11 protein-coding genes and 1 pseudogene are annotated in these 15,299 nt (G+C 72.4%); 4 read left to right on the top strand and 8 right to left on the bottom strand.

Features of this window, described 5'->3' with window-relative positions; all coding sequences use genetic code 11:
* Positions 1-283 precede the first annotated feature (283 nt).
* A complete protein-coding gene (locus O3597_RS01215; protein WP_281603040.1) occupies positions 284-1,531 on the top strand; it encodes a phosphatidylserine decarboxylase in 1,248 nt (415 codons plus the stop codon).
* 65 nt (positions 1,532-1,596) lie between these two features.
* Here O3597_RS01215 and O3597_RS01210 read toward each other — a convergent pair whose 3' ends face one another.
* From O3597_RS01210 to O3597_RS01200, 3 genes are all read right to left on the bottom strand, one after another.
* Positions 1,597-2,544 (bottom strand): CDP-alcohol phosphatidyltransferase family protein, encoded by a 948-nt coding sequence (locus O3597_RS01210; protein ID WP_164447936.1) that lies wholly within the window; start codon positions 2,542-2,544, stop codon positions 1,597-1,599.
* A gap of 363 nt (positions 2,545-2,907) precedes the next feature.
* A complete protein-coding gene (locus O3597_RS01205; protein ID WP_281604440.1) occupies positions 2,908-3,816 on the bottom strand; it encodes an NUDIX domain-containing protein in 909 nt (302 codons plus the stop codon).
* Positions 3,817-3,969: 153 nt separating this feature from the next.
* Positions 3,970-4,917, bottom strand: coding sequence for an NUDIX hydrolase (locus O3597_RS01200; RefSeq protein ID WP_164447822.1), 948 nt, complete (start codon positions 4,915-4,917; stop codon positions 3,970-3,972).
* Between the two features lie 144 nt (positions 4,918-5,061).
* Here O3597_RS01200 and O3597_RS01195 point away from each other — a divergent pair.
* Positions 5,062-5,403: pseudogene (locus tag O3597_RS01195) on the top strand (PspC domain-containing protein); the annotation flags it as partial.
* A gap of 222 nt (positions 5,404-5,625) precedes the next feature.
* Here O3597_RS01195 and guaA read toward each other — a convergent pair.
* On the bottom strand, positions 5,626-7,182 hold the full coding sequence (gene guaA / locus O3597_RS01190) for a glutamine-hydrolyzing GMP synthase (protein ID WP_164447823.1): 1,557 nt from the start codon (positions 7,180-7,182) through the stop codon (positions 5,626-5,628).
* Between the two features lie 143 nt (positions 7,183-7,325).
* Positions 7,326-9,023 carry a GMC family oxidoreductase gene (locus O3597_RS01185; protein ID WP_281603039.1) on the bottom strand — a complete coding sequence of 566 codons (1,698 nt, stop codon included), beginning with the start codon at positions 9,021-9,023 and terminating at the stop codon, positions 7,326-7,328.
* 213 nt (positions 9,024-9,236) lie between these two features.
* On the opposite strand from O3597_RS01185, the gene O3597_RS01180 reads away from it, so the two are divergent.
* Positions 9,237-10,349, top strand: coding sequence for an LCP family protein (locus tag O3597_RS01180; RefSeq protein WP_281603038.1), 1,113 nt, complete (start codon positions 9,237-9,239; stop codon positions 10,347-10,349).
* Between the two features lie 28 nt (positions 10,350-10,377).
* On the opposite strand, the gene O3597_RS01175 is transcribed toward O3597_RS01180, so the two are convergent.
* The 3 genes from O3597_RS01175 to guaB all read right to left on the bottom strand — a co-directional run bounded on the left by O3597_RS01175 (position 10,378) and on the right by guaB (position 14,614).
* On the bottom strand, positions 10,378-11,763 hold the full coding sequence (locus O3597_RS01175; RefSeq protein WP_281604439.1) for a M1 family metallopeptidase: 1,386 nt from the start codon (positions 11,761-11,763) through the stop codon (positions 10,378-10,380).
* Positions 11,764-11,895: 132 nt separating this feature from the next.
* Positions 11,896-13,014: a GuaB3 family IMP dehydrogenase-related protein gene (locus O3597_RS01170; protein ID WP_164447827.1), complete on the bottom strand. Its 1,119-nt coding sequence runs from the start codon at positions 13,012-13,014 to the stop codon at positions 11,896-11,898.
* A 37-nt stretch (positions 13,015-13,051) separates the two neighbouring features.
* Complete coding sequence (guaB, locus tag O3597_RS01165) at positions 13,052-14,614, bottom strand: IMP dehydrogenase (RefSeq protein WP_164447828.1); 1,563 nt, start codon at positions 14,612-14,614, stop codon at positions 13,052-13,054.
* A 196-nt stretch (positions 14,615-14,810) separates the two neighbouring features.
* On the opposite strand from guaB, the gene O3597_RS01160 reads away from it, so the two are divergent.
* The gene (locus tag O3597_RS01160; RefSeq protein ID WP_281603037.1) at positions 14,811-15,221 is read left to right on the top strand and encodes a DUF5319 domain-containing protein; all 411 of its coding nucleotides are present in this window, start codon (positions 14,811-14,813) and stop codon (positions 15,219-15,221) included.
* The last annotated feature ends 78 nt before the right edge of the window (positions 15,222-15,299 follow it).

The following is a 15,299-nucleotide window of genomic DNA, read 5'->3' as shown; positions in this document are numbered from 1 at the left end:
GGACAGCCGAGCCGGAGCCGCTGGAGGACCGCACGCTCGATCTGTTCGGCGCGGCGGAGGAGACGCCACCGTCCGGACGGCAGGGGCGCGACGCCTGACCGTGCGGCAGCGGTCGCGCGCCGCCTATGCTGGCCGGTGTGCTCCCGCCAGCGCTGGCCGGCCCGCGCCGCAGGGTGACCCCCGCGGGTCGTCGGCGTGCCCGGGCCGTCCGCGGCCGGGCCGACCTCGCCGCCGGCGGTGACCCTTGCGTCAGTCGCCTCTACCCGTCAGGAGCCCGTTCGAGATGACCCAGTCCCCCGCCGTGCGTACGCCCGACCGTTCCGGTTCGGTCCGCCTCGGCGAGCGCGCCGCCCGTACCCTCGTCTCCGAGCTTGCCCGGATCAACGACCCGAAGGCCGCCCTGCTGGTCGGCGCGGCTCCGGAGTCCGCGGTGCTGGCCGCGGCGATCGAAGCGCTGCTGCCCGGCGACACCCTCACCGTGGTGCCCGCCGAGCGGGTCAGCGCCACCACGCTGCGGGAGCACGTCACCGCCCAGGGCCGCTGGGTCGCCGAGCGGGTCCGGGTCGTGGACAGCCTGGCCGAGGCGGAGGCCGCCGCGGTGGTCATCGCCGCCGAGGCGTTCACCGGCACCGCCGAGGAGGCCCGCACCACCATCGGGGCACTCGCCAAGTACCTGGCCGACGGCGCGGTGCTCAGCGTCGCCACCGCCGTCGCGCGGACCGCCGGCGCCGCCGCCGAGTTGGACCGGCAGGGCGTGCTGTACGGCGTCGGCAACGACCTGGTGCTGCGCAACAACCCGCCGGTCCGCGTGTACCGGCTCCGCTTCACCCCGGCCGAGGCCGCCGCGGCGGAGCAGCTCGCTCCCGCCTACCGGCCGTCGAGCGTGCCGCTCAGCCGGGACATGCACATCGACTCCAACGGGGTCGCCGCCGCCGGCATCGCCCTCGGGCTGGCCGCGCTCACCCGACTGGCCCGACCGAAGTCGAAGCTCTGGCTGCTGCCCGCGCTGGCCGCCGCGCCGGTGGCCGCCTTCTTCCGGGATCCGGAACGGGACGTGCCGGAGGATCCGTCGGCCGTGGTGGCCGCCGCCGACGGGCAGGTCCTGTCGGTGCAGCGCCTGACCGACGAACGCTTCGGCGACGGCGAGTTCCTGCGCGTCGCGGTCTTCCTGTCGGTGCTCGACGTGCACGTCAACCGGTCTCCGGTGGCCGGCAAGGTGGTCGACTACTTCGTGGCGGACGGTGGGTTCGTCAACGCGATGAAGCCGGATGCGGAGCACAACGTGGCCGCCTACACGGTGCTGGACACCACCCACGGCACCGTGGTGGTGGCGCAGCGGACCGGCCTGATCGCCCGCCGGATCGTGCAACGCGCTCCGATCGGCGCGCTGCTGGCCCGTGGCGAGCGGTTCGGGCTGATCCGCTTCGGCTCGCGTACCGACGTCTACCTGCCGGCGGAGGCCGCGGAACCGCTGGTCGGGCCGGGTGACAAGGTGATCGGTGGATCGACCGTGATCGCCCGCTGGCGCTGAGTTTCGGACCCCGGGAGACGGAAGGGCGCCGCGGCTCAGCCGCGGCGCCCTTTCGCAGGTACGGGTCAGACGACGGTGCGGCGCTGGCGCACCCAGAGCACCGGACCGCTGATCAGGTACCCGACCACGATCAGCCCGAAGGTGAGCCGGACGTCGATCAGGGCGCCGACCACCGGCGCGAGCCAGACCCACGGCGGTAGCTTGACCAGCCGGGCGAGCTTGGCGTACGGGAAGCTGCTGACCATGGTGAAGGCGAGCAGCGCCACCCCGGCGATCTGCACCGCCCCCGGCACCGGCATGCCGATCACCACCATCAGGGCGAGCACGGCGGCGGCCATCGTGGTGGGTACGCCGGAGAAGAACCGCCCGTCGTTGGGCGAGACGTTGAACCGCGCCAGCCGGATGGCAGCGCAGGCGGCGACGAGCGCGGCGGCCACCGCGGCGGCGGCTGTCGGCGCGGAACCGGCCAACGAGGCGTAGACCACCACGGGGGCGGCGAGGCCGAAGGAGCACATGTCGGCCAGCGAGTCCATCTGGGCGCCGAACGGGCTGGACACCCCGAGCTTGCGGGCCAGCGCGCCGTCCAGGCCGTCGAACGCGACGCAGGCGATCAGGAGCAACGCGGCCAGTCGCACCTCGCCCTGCATGGCGACGAAGATCGCGTTGATGCCGAGCAGCAGGCTGGCCAGGGTGCACGCGTTGACCAGGGCGAACTTCATCCGCCGGGCCGGTGTCCGCTCGCCCGGCAGCAGCGGTGCCGGCGTCACTGTCGACGCGGCCGGCACCGGAGTCGGCGCGACGGGTGGGTTGACCGTGACCGGGCCGACCAGCGGGGCGACCGGGGCGATGGTCTCCATCCCGGTGCGGTGGAACCGCCTCAGGCCGTACCGGCGACGCGGGCGGTCCTGGTACCGGGGCTCGGGCAACACGTCGGTCACGCCGTGCAGTTCTGCATCTCGGCGGCCGACGCGAACCAGCAGGACCTGGCGGGCGAGGGTGCCGCTGCGGCGCAGCGGGCCCGTCCAGCTTCGCCCTGCGGGACGCGGGCTGTCAGTCGTACGACGCCGGCGCCATGGGGCTCTCGGCACGTTTCCTCCATCACCGGATCGGCTTACCGCCATGTGGCGGGCGTCCGGCTGTCTCGTGCCGGACCTTCCTGGCCCGGCAGCCGTTTTGCGGAGTACACCATCGCACAGGGGGTGGGGGAATGGCGATAGCTGCCGGCGGTACTTATATCTCCTTTAACCGCGCGAACCGCCGTCTTATTCCCATCCGGGACACGATCGCCCGTTTTCTACGCCTGCCCTGCCTCGACTGTACCGGAGGTGGTCCGTCCCGGCTCGGTGGTGAGATCGACGCGGCAGGGCCACGACGGGTCACCTCGACGAGTCCAGGGCAATGACGGCGATCTCAGTCAAGGGAAGGGTGCGCAGCTCAGCAGGGGTGAACCAGGCGGCGCGGGCGGTGGAGCCGCCGGCCGTCTCGGTCACCGCCGGTTCGGTCGGCACGTCGACCGCCACCCGGTAGACGACCCGGACGCCGTGCCAGTCGAGGGGGTACCCCTCCGGTCCCAGGGCCGCCGGGTTGTGCAGGTTGTCCACCCCGATCAGCTCGGTCACCCGGCCCAGTTGGCCGGACTCCTCGACCAGCTCCCGTAGCAACGCGGTGACGGGCTGTTCGCCGTGATCGGTGCCTCCGCCGGGCAGGTGCCATCGCCCGGCACCGGGATAGCCCTCGGCGATCATGGTCAGCAACACCCGTCCGGCCGGATCGGTGACCACTCCGTACGCTCCGAAGCGCTGCCGGCGGTCGCCAGCGGGGCCGGGGAACGGCTCCCGGCGACGCAGAGCACCGGCCGGCAGCGGAACGACCGGCAGACCGACGGCTTCGGCGGTGAACGGCAGCAGCGGCAGCTTGGCCGTCTCGTCCAGGGTCAGCCAACGGGCCAGGTCGGTGCTGCCGTCACGCTCGGCACGCAGCCGCCCGCCCACCACGGTCACGTCGAACAGCATCCGATCGGTGTGCAGGGCGACCCCGAGGTCCGGGTACGGCACCACGTCCGCGACGACCGCCCGCAACCCGGTCACCTCGACGGTCAGCCCGGTCTCCTCGGCGACCTCGCGGACCACCGCGTGCGCGGGATGTTCGGCGTGCTCCAGCCCACCTCCGGGCAGCGACCAGACCCCGGGAAAGTCCGCCGACGCGGAGCCCCGCACCAGCAACACCCGCCGCCCGGTGTCCCGCAGGACCCCGTACGCCCCCACCCGCCGCACCCGCTCCACCAACTCCCCCACCCCCGCCGCCCCGCGCCCCACGCCGCGTCGATCATGAAGTTATCGCCTTCGTCATCGGCGTGTCCCGACAATAACTTCATGATCGACGCATGGGCGGGGGGCAGGGCGCGGGCAGGGCGCGGGGGCGCAGGGGGTGGGGGTGGGTCAGGTTAGGTGGGCGGCTTGGACGGCTTCGGCGGTGACCTCGGTGAGGCGGTCGGTGGGCAGGGCGCCGAGTTCCTCCCGGGCGAACCAGCGGGCCTCGCAGGTGGAGCCGCCGACGTCGCCGACGGTGGGCGGGGCCGGCTGGTCCACCACCACCCGGTAGAAGGCGCGTACCCCGTGCCAGTCGATCGGGTAGCCCTCGGGGCCGAGCGAGGCGGCATCCCGATGACTGGCCACGCCGAGCAACTCGACGAGCCGTCCGGTCTGCCCGGTCTCCTCGACCAGTTCCCGGATCAGCGCCGCGCCCGGCTGCTCGCCGTAGTCGGTACCGCCGCCGGGCAGGTGCCAGCAGCCGGCGCCCGGGTAGCCGTCGGAGACCCGGGTCAGCAGCACCCGCCCCTCCGGGTCGGTCACCACGGCGTACGCGGCGAAGCGCTGCGCCCGGTGCAGCCCGTCCGGGCCGGGTACCGCGTAGAAGGAGGGGAACTCCGGCGGCTCGTCCGGCACGATGTCCGCCGAGGAGGCCGGCAGCCCGAGAGCGCGGGCGGTGAACGAGCGAAGCGGCAACCGTGCCGCCTCGTCCCGGGTGAACCAGCGGGCCAGGTCGGTGGGCCGGTCGACCCGGTCGGAGAGCGAGCCGCCCCGCACCGACACCCGGTAGACCAACCGGTCGGTGTGGATGGTGATGCCTCGCTCCGGCAGTGCCCGCATGTCGGCCAGCACGTCGTGCAGACCGGCGACGGCCACCGACAGGCCGGTCTCGGCGGCGGTCTCGCGGACGACGGTGTGGTGCGGGTCCTCGCCGTGGTCGACCGCCCCGCCGGGCAGGGACCACGTGCCGGGGGTGCCGGAGCGCTCCGATGCGCGGACCAGCAACACTCGGTCTACGGAATCAGTACAGACTGCGTATGCCGCGATCCTGCGCAGCGGCTCCAGCATGGTGGTCACGGAGCCAAATTCTCCCCGCAACCGGTTACCGACGCGGAAAAGAGTCGGATTCCTGACTGATGGCTCGCCCCTGAGACTTGGTTCAGGGTAAGGATCCGGGCGGTCACCGAGGTCGATACGCTGCGCGACGAGGACCGTGGAGACATGACCTCCACACCTCACGCTCCGTACCGGCAACTCCGACGCCCCACCACCGACCGGATGATCGCCGGTGTGGCCAGCGGACTCGGCCGCTACTTCGCCGTCGACCCCACCCTGGTCCGGGTGGCCTTCGCCGTCGTCACGCTGGTGACCGGCGGGATCGCCGCCCTGGCGTACCCGATCATGTGGTTCCTGATGCCCGAGGAGCCGGCCGGCGCACCCGCCTGGCCGCACCCGGCGCCCGGCGCGCCACACGGACCCGCCGGCGCGCCGCCCCAGCCGGCCGCCACACCGCACCCCGCCTGGCCGTTCCCCGGGCCGACCGGCCCGGTGCCGCACGCCGGACCGCCGGCACCGACCGCCTGGCCCCCGGCGGCCAGCCCGCCCGCACCGCCGGCAGCACCGGTCCAACACCCCGACGCCCCGCCCGGCTCGGCGCCAACCGACACCGAAGCGGCCCATCCGGACACCACGCCGGAGACCGGGACGACGCCGGAGCCGGCACCGCGACCGGCACCGCAGCCGCCGGCGTGAGGCACCCTCAGGGCACCAGGACGGGCTACCGCGTCACTCCCACTCGATGGTGCCCGGGGGCTTGCTGGTGACGTCCAGCACCACCCGGTTCACCTCGGCCACCTCGTTGGTGATCCGGGTGGAGATCCGGGCGATGACGTCGTAGGGCAACCGCGACCAGTCGGCGGTCATCGCGTCCTCGCTGGAGACCGGGCGCAGCACCACGGGATGCCCGTAGCTGCGCCCGTCACCCTGCACGCCGACGCTGCGCACGTCGGCCAGGAGCACCACCGGGAACTGCCAGACACCCCGGTCGAGGCCGGCGGCGCTGAGTTCCTGGCGGGCGATGAAGTCGGCCCGGCGGAGCACGTCGAGCCGCTCGCGGTCGACCGCCCCGATGATCCGGATGGCCAGACCGGGGCCGGGGAACGGGTGCCGCCAGACCATCGCCTCCGGCAGCCCGAGCTGGAGGCCGAGCGCACGGACCTCGTCCTTGAACAGCGTGCGCAGCGGCTCAACCAGGGCGAACTTCAGATCCTCGGGCAGCCCGCCGACGTTGTGGTGGCTCTTGATGTTCGCGGTGCCGGTGCCGCCACCCGACTCGACCACGTCCGGATAGAGGGTGCCCTGCACCAGGAACTCGACGTCGCCGTGCGAGGCGATCTCCCGGGCGGCGGATTCGAAGACCCGGATGAACTCCCGGCCGATGATCTTGCGCTTCTGCTCCGGGTCGGTCACCCCGGCCAACGCACCGAGGAACCGGTCGGCCGCGTCGACCACCTTCAGCTTGATGCCGGTCGCCGCGACGTAGTCCTTCTCCACCTGCTCGGCCTCGCCCGCCCGCAGCAGCCCGTGGTCGACGAAGACGCAGGTGAGCTGGTCGCCGACGGCCTTGTGGACCAGCGCGGCGGCGACCGCAGAGTCCACTCCGCCGCTTAGACCGCAGATGACCTCCTTCTCGCCGACCTGCTCACGGATCCGGGCCACCTGCTCGTCGATGATGTTCTCGGCCGTCCAGGTCGGCTCGATCCCGGCGATCTCGTAGAGGAAGCGGGTGAGCATCTCCTGCCCGTGCGCGGTGTGCCCCACCTCCGGGTGGAACTGCACGCCGGCCCGCCGACCGGCCACGTCCTCGAATGCGGCGACCGGTGCGCCGGCCGACTCGGCGGTCACCGTGAAGCCCGCCGGCGCCTCGGTCACGCAGTCGCCGTGACTCATCCACACCGGCAGGTCGGCCGGCAGATCCCGCAGGAGTACGCCGGGGTCGAGCAGACGGGGGCGCAGCGGGGTGCCGCCGTACTCGCGGCTGCCGGTGCGCGCCACCGTGCCGCCGAGGGAGCGGGCCATCGCCTGGAAGCCGTAGCAGATGCCGAAGACCGGCACGCCCGCAGTGAACAGCCCGTCGTCGACCTGCGGTGCGCCCGGCTCGTAGACGCTGGCCGGGCCGCCGGAGAGGATGATCGCGGCGGGATCGCGGGCCAGCATCTCGGCCACGGGCATGGTGTGCGGAACGATCTCGGAGTAGACCTTCGCCTCACGCACCCGACGCGCGATCAGCTGGGCGTACTGGGCTCCGAAGTCGACCACGAGGACAGGACGCGGCAGGCTCATAGCCGGCAATCCTACCCAGCGTGACATTCCCTCCCCCCGCTGACCGCCCCCGTCAACGCACCCCCGTCGATCTTGCACTTTTGGTCGCTGTTATGCCCGTTACATGGCGCTGTGCGGGGACACAAAGTGCAAGATCGCTGGGGTCAGGGGTGGCGGAGGGCGGCGGGGGCGTGCGGGGGGACGGCGGGGCGGTGGGGAGGGATGGGAGGGAGGCGGCGGTACGGGGTGCCGGGGGCGGGGCGGGGGTCGGGGTCGCCCTTGTTGGGCCAGAGGGACAGGGCGCGTTCGGCCTGGGCGGTGATGGTGAGCGACGGGTTGACGCCCAGGTTGGCCGAGACGGCGGCACCGTCGACGACGTGCAGGCCGGGGTGGCCGTGCACGCGGTGGTAGGGGTCGATCACGCCGTCGGCGGCGGTGGCACCGATCACCGCTCCGCCCAGGATGTGCGCGGTCACCGGGATGTCGAACGGCTCGGTCAGCGCGCCGCCCGGCGTACCGTCGATCTCCTCGGCGAGCAGCCGGACCGCCTCGTTGCCCGCCGGGATCCAGGTCGGGTTGGCAGGGCCGTGACCCGGACCGGAGACGAGCCGGCGGCCGAGCGGCCCGCGCCGCAGCCGGAGGGCGAGCGAGTTGTCGGTCGACTGCATGACCAGGGCGATCACCGTACGCTCCGACCAGCGGCGGACGGAGAGCATCCGGGCGGCCACCCGCGGCTGCCGGAGCAGTTGCCCGAGCCATCGGCGCAGCCGGTGCGGCCCGCCGTCGACCAGCAGCGACTGGAGCAGCCCCATCGCGTTCGAACCCCGGCCGTAGCGGACCGGCTCGACGTGGGTCTGCGGATCCGGGTGGAACGAGCTGGTGATGGCGACCCCCTGGGTGAAGTCCACGCCACGCTTGCGGGCCCGCCGGTGCGGCACGGAGGCGCCGAGGATCGCCTCCGAGTTGGTCCGGGTCAGCTCGCCGAGGCGGGGTGAGAGGTTGGGCAGGTGACCACGTTCCCGCATCTCGTGCAGCAGTCGCTGGGTGCCCAGCGCGCCGGCCGCGAAGACCACCTGGTCGGCGTGGACCACCTGCCGCCGTCGGCGCAGCCAGGCGCCGGTACGTTCGGTGTCGACCTGGTAACCACCGTCGACCGGCCGGACCGCGCGGACCGTAGTCAACGGATGAACCCGGACACCGAGCCGCTCGGCCAGCCACAGATAGTTCTTGACAAGCGTGTTCTTGGCGCCGATCCGGCAGCCGGTCATGCAGGCGCCGCAGTGGGTGCAGCCGGTCCGCTCCGGGCCGGCCCCGCCGAAGTACGGGTCGGTGACCCGCTCGCGCGGCCGTCCCAGGTGCACCCCGACCGGGGTGGCGTGGAAGGTTTGCCCCACTCCCATCCGCTCGGCGACCCGCCGCATCGCCCGGTCCGCTCCGGTGGTGACCGGGTACGTGGTCGCCCCGAGCATCCGCTTGGCCTGGTCGTAGTGGGGGGCGAGTTCGGCCCGCCAGTCGGCGAGGTGCCGCCACTGCGGGTCGTCGTAGAAGGCGTCGAGCGGTTCGTAGAGGGTGTTGGCGTAGACGAGTGAGCCACCACCGACGCCCGCTCCGGAGAGCACCAGCACGCCGCCGCCGGCTCGCCGATCGGCCGCCCGGAGCAGGGTGATCCGCTGGAGGCCGAAACAACCAAGCCTCGGCGCCCACAGGAAGCGCCGCAGCCGCCACGACGTCTGCGGGAACTCGTCGTCGGCGAACCGCCGGCCCGCCTCCAGGACGCCGACCGAGTAGCCCTTCTCGGCCAGCCGCAACGCGGCGACGCTGCCGCCGAACCCCGACCCGATGACCACCACGTCGTACCGCATGGACGCATCATTACTCGCGAGTAGCTCTCGCGCCAGGACCTCATTCCGCGCGATCATGCTCCGCACCGCGTCACTCTCGCCCGACCGGGACGCAACCATGAGCCCGGTTCAGCGCGTTGGACCGGTATCGACCCAGGGCGAGTGTCGAAGTCCGCCGTCGGTGACCTCAGCGGTCGGGCAGGGACTTCGACGGACGCCCCAAGGAGGCGGGGGATGATGCTCGGAGCAGACCGGAGACGGTTGACGTTGGCGCTGGCCGGTCTGGTCACGCTCGTGGTGGTCGCGGTGATCGGCGTGGTGGTGGCCCGTACGGTCGGCGACGACCCCCGGACGCCGACCGCCGCCACGGGCGGCCCGAGCACCTCGCCCAGTCCCAGCGCCAGCCCGAGCCCGAGCCCGCCGCCGGGTGCCGACATCACCGGCCCGCTCAACCTGCTGCTGGTCGGGGTCGACACCCGGGTGAGCGTGCCCGGCTGGGAACCGCACGCCGACGCGGTACTCGTGTTGCACGTACCGGCGGGGCTGTCCAAGGCGTATCTCTTCTCCCTCCCCCGCGACCTGGTGGTGGACATCCCGGCCTACAAGCCCGCCGGCTACCCGGGCGGGCGGACCAAGCTCACCCACGCGATGAGCTACGGCAGCCGGGTGCCGGACCGTCCCAAGCGACCCGACCCCGCCCAGGGGTACGAGCTGCTGCGCCGGACGGTCAGCGAGTACACCGGCCTGCGCATCGACGCGGGCGCGGTGCTCACCTTCGGCGGCTTCGACGAGTTGGTCGACAGCCTGGGTGGCGTGGACATCCGGGTCGACCAGCGGGTCGTGTCCCGGCACCGGCAGCCCGACGGCAAGCACCGGGAGCCGGGCCCGGGTGTCGGCGGCTACGTCGGGCCGCAGATGGTCTACGAGCCCGGCGAACGACACCTCAACGGCTGGCAGGCGCTCGACTACGCACGCCAGCGCTACCTGCCCGGCGGCGACTACGCCCGGCAACGCCACCACCAGCAGCTGATCCGGGCGCTGCTCGGGAAGATCCTCGACCAGAACCTGGCCCGGCAGCCCGAGCGGGTCGAACAGGTGGTCGCGGCGCTCGGCGACGCGCTGCTCTACGTCGGCGGCCGGCGAATCGTGGACTTCGCGTACGCCCTCGGCTCGTTGTCGCCGCAGGCGGTCACGCTGGTCGGGCTGCCCGGAGCGTCGGTGGGTCGGGGCAACGCCTACCGGGGCGAGGAACTGACCTCCGTCGGCCGCCGCTTCCTCACCCAACTGCGCGCCGGCAAGGCAGACGCCTTCCTGGCCGACAATCCGAAACTCAAGGTCAAGAGCTGACCGGAACGACCGTAGACGGGGTCTCCGGTCAGGGCTGGCCGGGTGCGGCGGTGCCGGTCAGCCAGGCGTCGAAGAAGGGTCCCAGCTCGCGGCCGGAGACCCGCTCGGCCAGGGCGACGAAGTCGGCGGTGGTGGCCGTGCCGTCCCGGCGTTCGCTGGTCCACGTCCGCAGGATCTCGAAGAAGGCGTCGTCGCCGACGGTACGCCGCAGCGCGTGCACGGTGAGCGCCCCGCGCTTGTAGACGGCGGTGCTGAACATCTGCCCGGGGCCGGGATCGAGGGTGCGCCGGGACCAGTTGGTGGCCGCGTACTGGATCTCGAAGTTGCGTTGGGCGCTGCGCCCGCCGTCGTGCTCCTCCCACAGCCACTCGGCGTAGCTGGCGAAGCCCTCGTTGAGCCAGATGTCACCCCAGCGGGCCAGCGCCACGCTGTTGCCGAACCACTGGTGGGCCAGTTCGTGGGCGACCACGCTGTAGTTCGGTTCGCCGCCACGGAAGAACCCCGGTCCGTAGACCGGCCGGGACTGGGTCTCCAGCGCGTATCCGATCCGCCCGTCCGAGACCACCACGCCGCCGTACGACTCGAAGGGGTACGGGCCGAAACGGGTGGCCAGGAAGTCGGCGATCTCGCCGGTGCGGGCCAGCGAGGTGGCCGCCGGCCCGGTCACCGGAAGCCCGTCCGGTACGGCGGTGACCATGGGCTTGCCGGCGTGTTCCTCGCTGCGCACCCGGTAGTCGCCGATCACGAGCGTGGTCAGGTAACTCGCCATCGGTGAGCGCTCGGCCCAGCGCCAGGTGGTCCAGCCGTCGGCGCTGGTCCGCTCCCCCGGCACTCCGTTGCTGAGCGCGGCGAGCCCGTCCGGGACGGTCACCTCGAGGTCGTAGGTGGCCTTGTCCGACGGGTGGTCGTTGACCGGGAACCAGGTGGCCGCCGAGTGCGGTTGGCCGAGGGCGATCGCGCCGTCGTCGGTGTGCTGGAAACCGCCACTGCCGAGCACGCCGTCGGCGTCCGCCTCGGGTACGCCGCCGTAGGCGACGTCCACCGTGAACCGGCTGCCGGCGTCGAGCCCTCGGGCCGGAGTGACCACCAGTTCGCCGTCGTCCCGCCGGTGCTCGGCCGACGCGCCGTCCACGGTCACCGAACCGACCTGCAACCCGGACAGGTCCAGGTTGAACCGGGACAGCCCGTGGGTCGCGGTCGCGGTGATCTCGGCGCTGCCGGTGAGCCGGTCGTCAGCCGGGTCGTAGCGCACCACGAGCCGGTAGTGGGCGACGTCGTATCCGCCGTTGCCGCTGCCCGGCACGTACGGGTCGCCGAGATCGACGCTGCCCGCCCGGAATCCGCCCGGCTCCGCCGCGTCCCGGTCCCCGATGCCGCTGACCAGCACCACCGCCGCCACCACGGCAGCGGCCACCGCCGCCGCGCCGGCCCCCCACCACCTGCCAACCCTGCTGCTCACCAGCCCGAGCCTACTGCCGCCCGCTCCGTCGATCATGGAGTTGTGGCACGTGGCGAATCGGGCATCAGCCATCCAACCGGGTGCGGGTCAGCGGTCGAGGACCAGGCCGACCTTCTGGAATTCCTTGAGGTCGCGGTAGCCGCACTTGGCCATGGCCCGGCGGAGGCCGCCGAAGAGGTTGAGCTGACCGTCCGGCTCGTCGGCCGGGCCGAAGAGGAGACGCTCCATGGAGCCGATGGGCTCACCGGCGGTCTCGAAGGCGCCGCGGGGCAGCGACGGGTGGCTGGCCGCCGAGTGCCACCAGGACCCGCCGGCCGGCGCCTCCTCGCACAGCGAGAGCGGCTCGCCGAGCATCACCGCGTCGGCGCCGCAGCCGAGCGCCTTGGCGATGTCGCCGGAGGTCCGGATGTCGCCGTCGGCGATGAGGTGCACGTACCGCCCGCCGGTCTCGTCGAGGTAGTCGCGTCGGGCCGCGGCGGCGTCGGCGATCGCGGTGGCCATCGGCACCCGGATGCCGAGCACCGACTCCGTGGTGGACCACTCGTCCCCGCCGATACCGATGATCACGCCGGCCGCGCCGGTCCGCATCAGGTGCAGGGCAGTCTTGTAGTCGGTGCACCCGCCGACGACGACCGGGAGGTCGAGGTCGGCGATGAACTCCTTGAGGTTGAGCGGCTCGTCGGTGGTGGACACGTGCTCGGCCGAGACGATGGTGCCCTGGATGACCAGGATGTCGACGCCCGCGTCGAGGATGACCGGCGCCAGCGCCAGCGTGTGCTGCGGCGACACCCGCACCGCCACCGTGCCGCCGCCGTCGCGCAGCTCACGGACCCGCTCGGTGATCAGATCCGGGCGGATCGGCTCGGCGTACACCTCCTGGAGCCGCTTGGTGGCGCGGGCGTCCTCGTCGAGACCGCCGAGTTCCTCGAGCACCTTGCTCGGGTTCTCGTAGCGGGTCCACAGCCCTTCGACGTTGAGTACGCCGAGCCCGCCGAGCTGACCGAGCTTCACCGCGGAGGCCGGGCTCATCGTCGCGTCCGAGGGGTGCCCGACGCACGGGATGCCGAACTGGTACGCGTCCAGCTGCCACCCGGTGGAGACGTCGTCGACGTCGCGGGTCCGACGGGACGGCACGATGGCGATGTCGTCCAGGTGGTAGCCGCGCTGCGCGGTCTTGCCCAGCCCGATCTCGACCACGTCACGCATGGGGCACTCCAGATGTCTTCGGGGGTGGTGGGAGAGGTCAGCGGGTGTGGTAATTGGGCGCTTCGACGGTCATCTGGATGTCGTGCGGGTGGCTCTCCTTGAGCCCGGCCGCGGTGATCCGGATGAGCTGTCCCCGCTGGTGCAGCTCGGGGATGCTCTCCGCGCCCGCGTACCCCATCGCCAGCCGCAGGCCACCGACCAGCTGATGGGCCACCCGGGCCAACGGCCCACGGTACGGCACCTGACCCTCGACGCCCTCCGGGACCAACTTCTCGTCGCTCGTCACGTCCTGCTGGAAGTAGCGGTCCTTGGAGTACGACTTGGCCTGCCCACGGGACTGCATGGCGCCGAGCGAGCCCATGCCGCGGTACGCCTTGAACTGCTTGCCGTTGACGAAGATCAGCTCGCCGGGGCTCTCCTCGCAGCCGGCCAGCAGACTGCCGAGCATCACCGTGTCCGCGCCGGCGACAAGCGCCTTGGCGATGTCGCCGGAATACTGGATGCCGCCGTCACCGATGACCGGTACGCCGGCCGGGCGGGCCGCCCGGGCGGCCTCCATGATCGCCGTGATCTGTGGGACGCCGACGCCCGCCACGATCCGGGTGGTGCAGATGGCACCCGGGCCGACACCCACCTTCACGCCGTCGGCTCCGGCCTCGACCAGCGCCCTGGTGCCGGCGTAGGTCGCCACGTTGCCGCCGACGATGTCGACCGTGACGTCCCTCTTGAGCCGGCTGACCATCTCCAGCACCGCGCGCTGGTGGCCGTGGGCGGTGTCCACGATGATGACGTCGACACCGGCGTCGACGAGCGCCCGGGCGCGCTTGTACGCGTCCTCGCCGACGCCGATGGCCGCCGCCACCCGCAGCCGGCCCGCCTCGTCCTTGGTGGCGCTCGGGTACTGCTCGCTCTTGGTGAAGTCCTTGACGGTGATCAGCCCGCGCAGCTTGCCGGAGTCGTCGACGATCGGCAGCTTCTCGACCTTGTGCTGGCGCAGCAGGCCGAGCGCCTCGTCCTTGCTCACCCCGACCGGGGCGGTGACCAGCGGTGCCCTGGTCATGATCTCGCGGACCGGCATGGCCGGGTCGGAGACGAAGCGCATGTCCCGGTTGGTGACGATGCCGACCAGTTGCCCCTGGGCGTCCACCACCGGCACCCCCGAGATGCGGTAGCGCCCGCAGAGCTGGTCGACCTCGCGCAGGGTGTCGTCGGGGCTCGCGGTCACCGGGTTGGTGATCATGCCGGACTCGGACCGCTTCACCAGGTCGACCTGGAGCGCCTGGTCCTCCACCGAGAGGTTGCGGTGCAGCACCCCGATGCCACCCTGGCGGGCCATCGCGATCGCCATCCGGGCCTCGGTGACCGTGTCCATGGCACTGGACAGCAGCGGGATGGAGAGCGAGACGTTACGGGTCAACCGGGTGATCGTGTTCACCCGGCTCGGTACCACGTCGGACTCGCCCGGCTGGAGCAGCACGTCATCGAAGGTCAACCCCAGCGGCACCACCCTGGCCGAACCGGAGGGCAGCTCGGGCAGATGGCCGCCCAGCTCGCCGCCCTCGACGCCGGCGGAACGGTCGGTACGGGGCGAATTCTCCACGATTGCTCTCCTGAGCTGCTTGAACCGGGCTTCAGCGAGGTGGCACGGTGGGCACCGGCGAACGCCGGGCGAGGGTGCGTCGGCCTCATCGTACCCACTGAAGCTTTGTCCCTTGAACCGCGCGGTGCCGGCACCGGTAACGGCTCGCGCGACCGGGGGACAGGCGTCGACCGGGGCAGGGGACTACGGTGAGGGGGTGCACGACGATCCCATCGACCCGTTCACCGGCGACCCGACCGATCCGGCGGCCGACCTGGAGGCCCCCGGCGACGACGCGCCGCTGGACCCACTGACCGACGTCGAGCGCCAGGACGTGCTTGAGGACCTCGCCGACCTGGAGATCTACCAGGCGCTGCTCGCGCCGATCGGCGTACGCGGGCTGGTCATCGAGTGTGAGGACTGCCGGGAACCGCACTACTTCGACTGGGACCTGCTCCGGGGCAACCTGCGGCACCTGCTCAGTTCCGGTCGACCCCGGGTGCACGAGCCGGCCTACGATCCCGACCCGGACCACTACGTCACCTGGGACTACGCTCGCGGCTACGCCGACGGCGTGCACGACACCCTCAGCGAAGGCACCGAGGACGAGCCCGGCGGGGATCGCTGACCGGCCACCGACAGCTCAGCCCGGCCGGGCCAACCCGCCCGGCGGACTCGGCCCGCCGGCTTGACCGACCGGCACGGC

The organism is Verrucosispora sp. WMMA2044 (genome assembly GCF_027497155.1).
GTDB classification, from domain to species: Bacteria; Actinomycetota; Actinomycetes; order Mycobacteriales; family Micromonosporaceae; genus Micromonospora; species Micromonospora palythoicola.
This window is presented reverse-complemented; position numbering and strand designations above follow the sequence as displayed.

Excerpts from the sequence above, each read along its gene's own strand:
- guaA (WP_164447823.1), bottom strand. The coding sequence starts at position 7,182 with ATGAGCCTGCCGCGTCCTGTCCTCGTGGTCGACTTCGGAGCCCAGTAC.
- O3597_RS01170 (WP_164447827.1), bottom strand. The coding sequence starts at position 13,014 with ATGCGTGACGTGGTCGAGATCGGGCTGGGCAAGACCGCGCAGCGCGGC.
- O3597_RS01185 (WP_281603039.1), bottom strand. The coding sequence starts at position 9,023 with ATGCGGTACGACGTGGTGGTCATCGGGTCGGGGTTCGGCGGCAGCGTC.
- O3597_RS01180 (WP_281603038.1), top strand. The coding sequence starts at position 9,237 with ATGATGCTCGGAGCAGACCGGAGACGGTTGACGTTGGCGCTGGCCGGT.
- O3597_RS01215 (WP_281603040.1), top strand. The coding sequence starts at position 284 with ATGACCCAGTCCCCCGCCGTGCGTACGCCCGACCGTTCCGGTTCGGTC.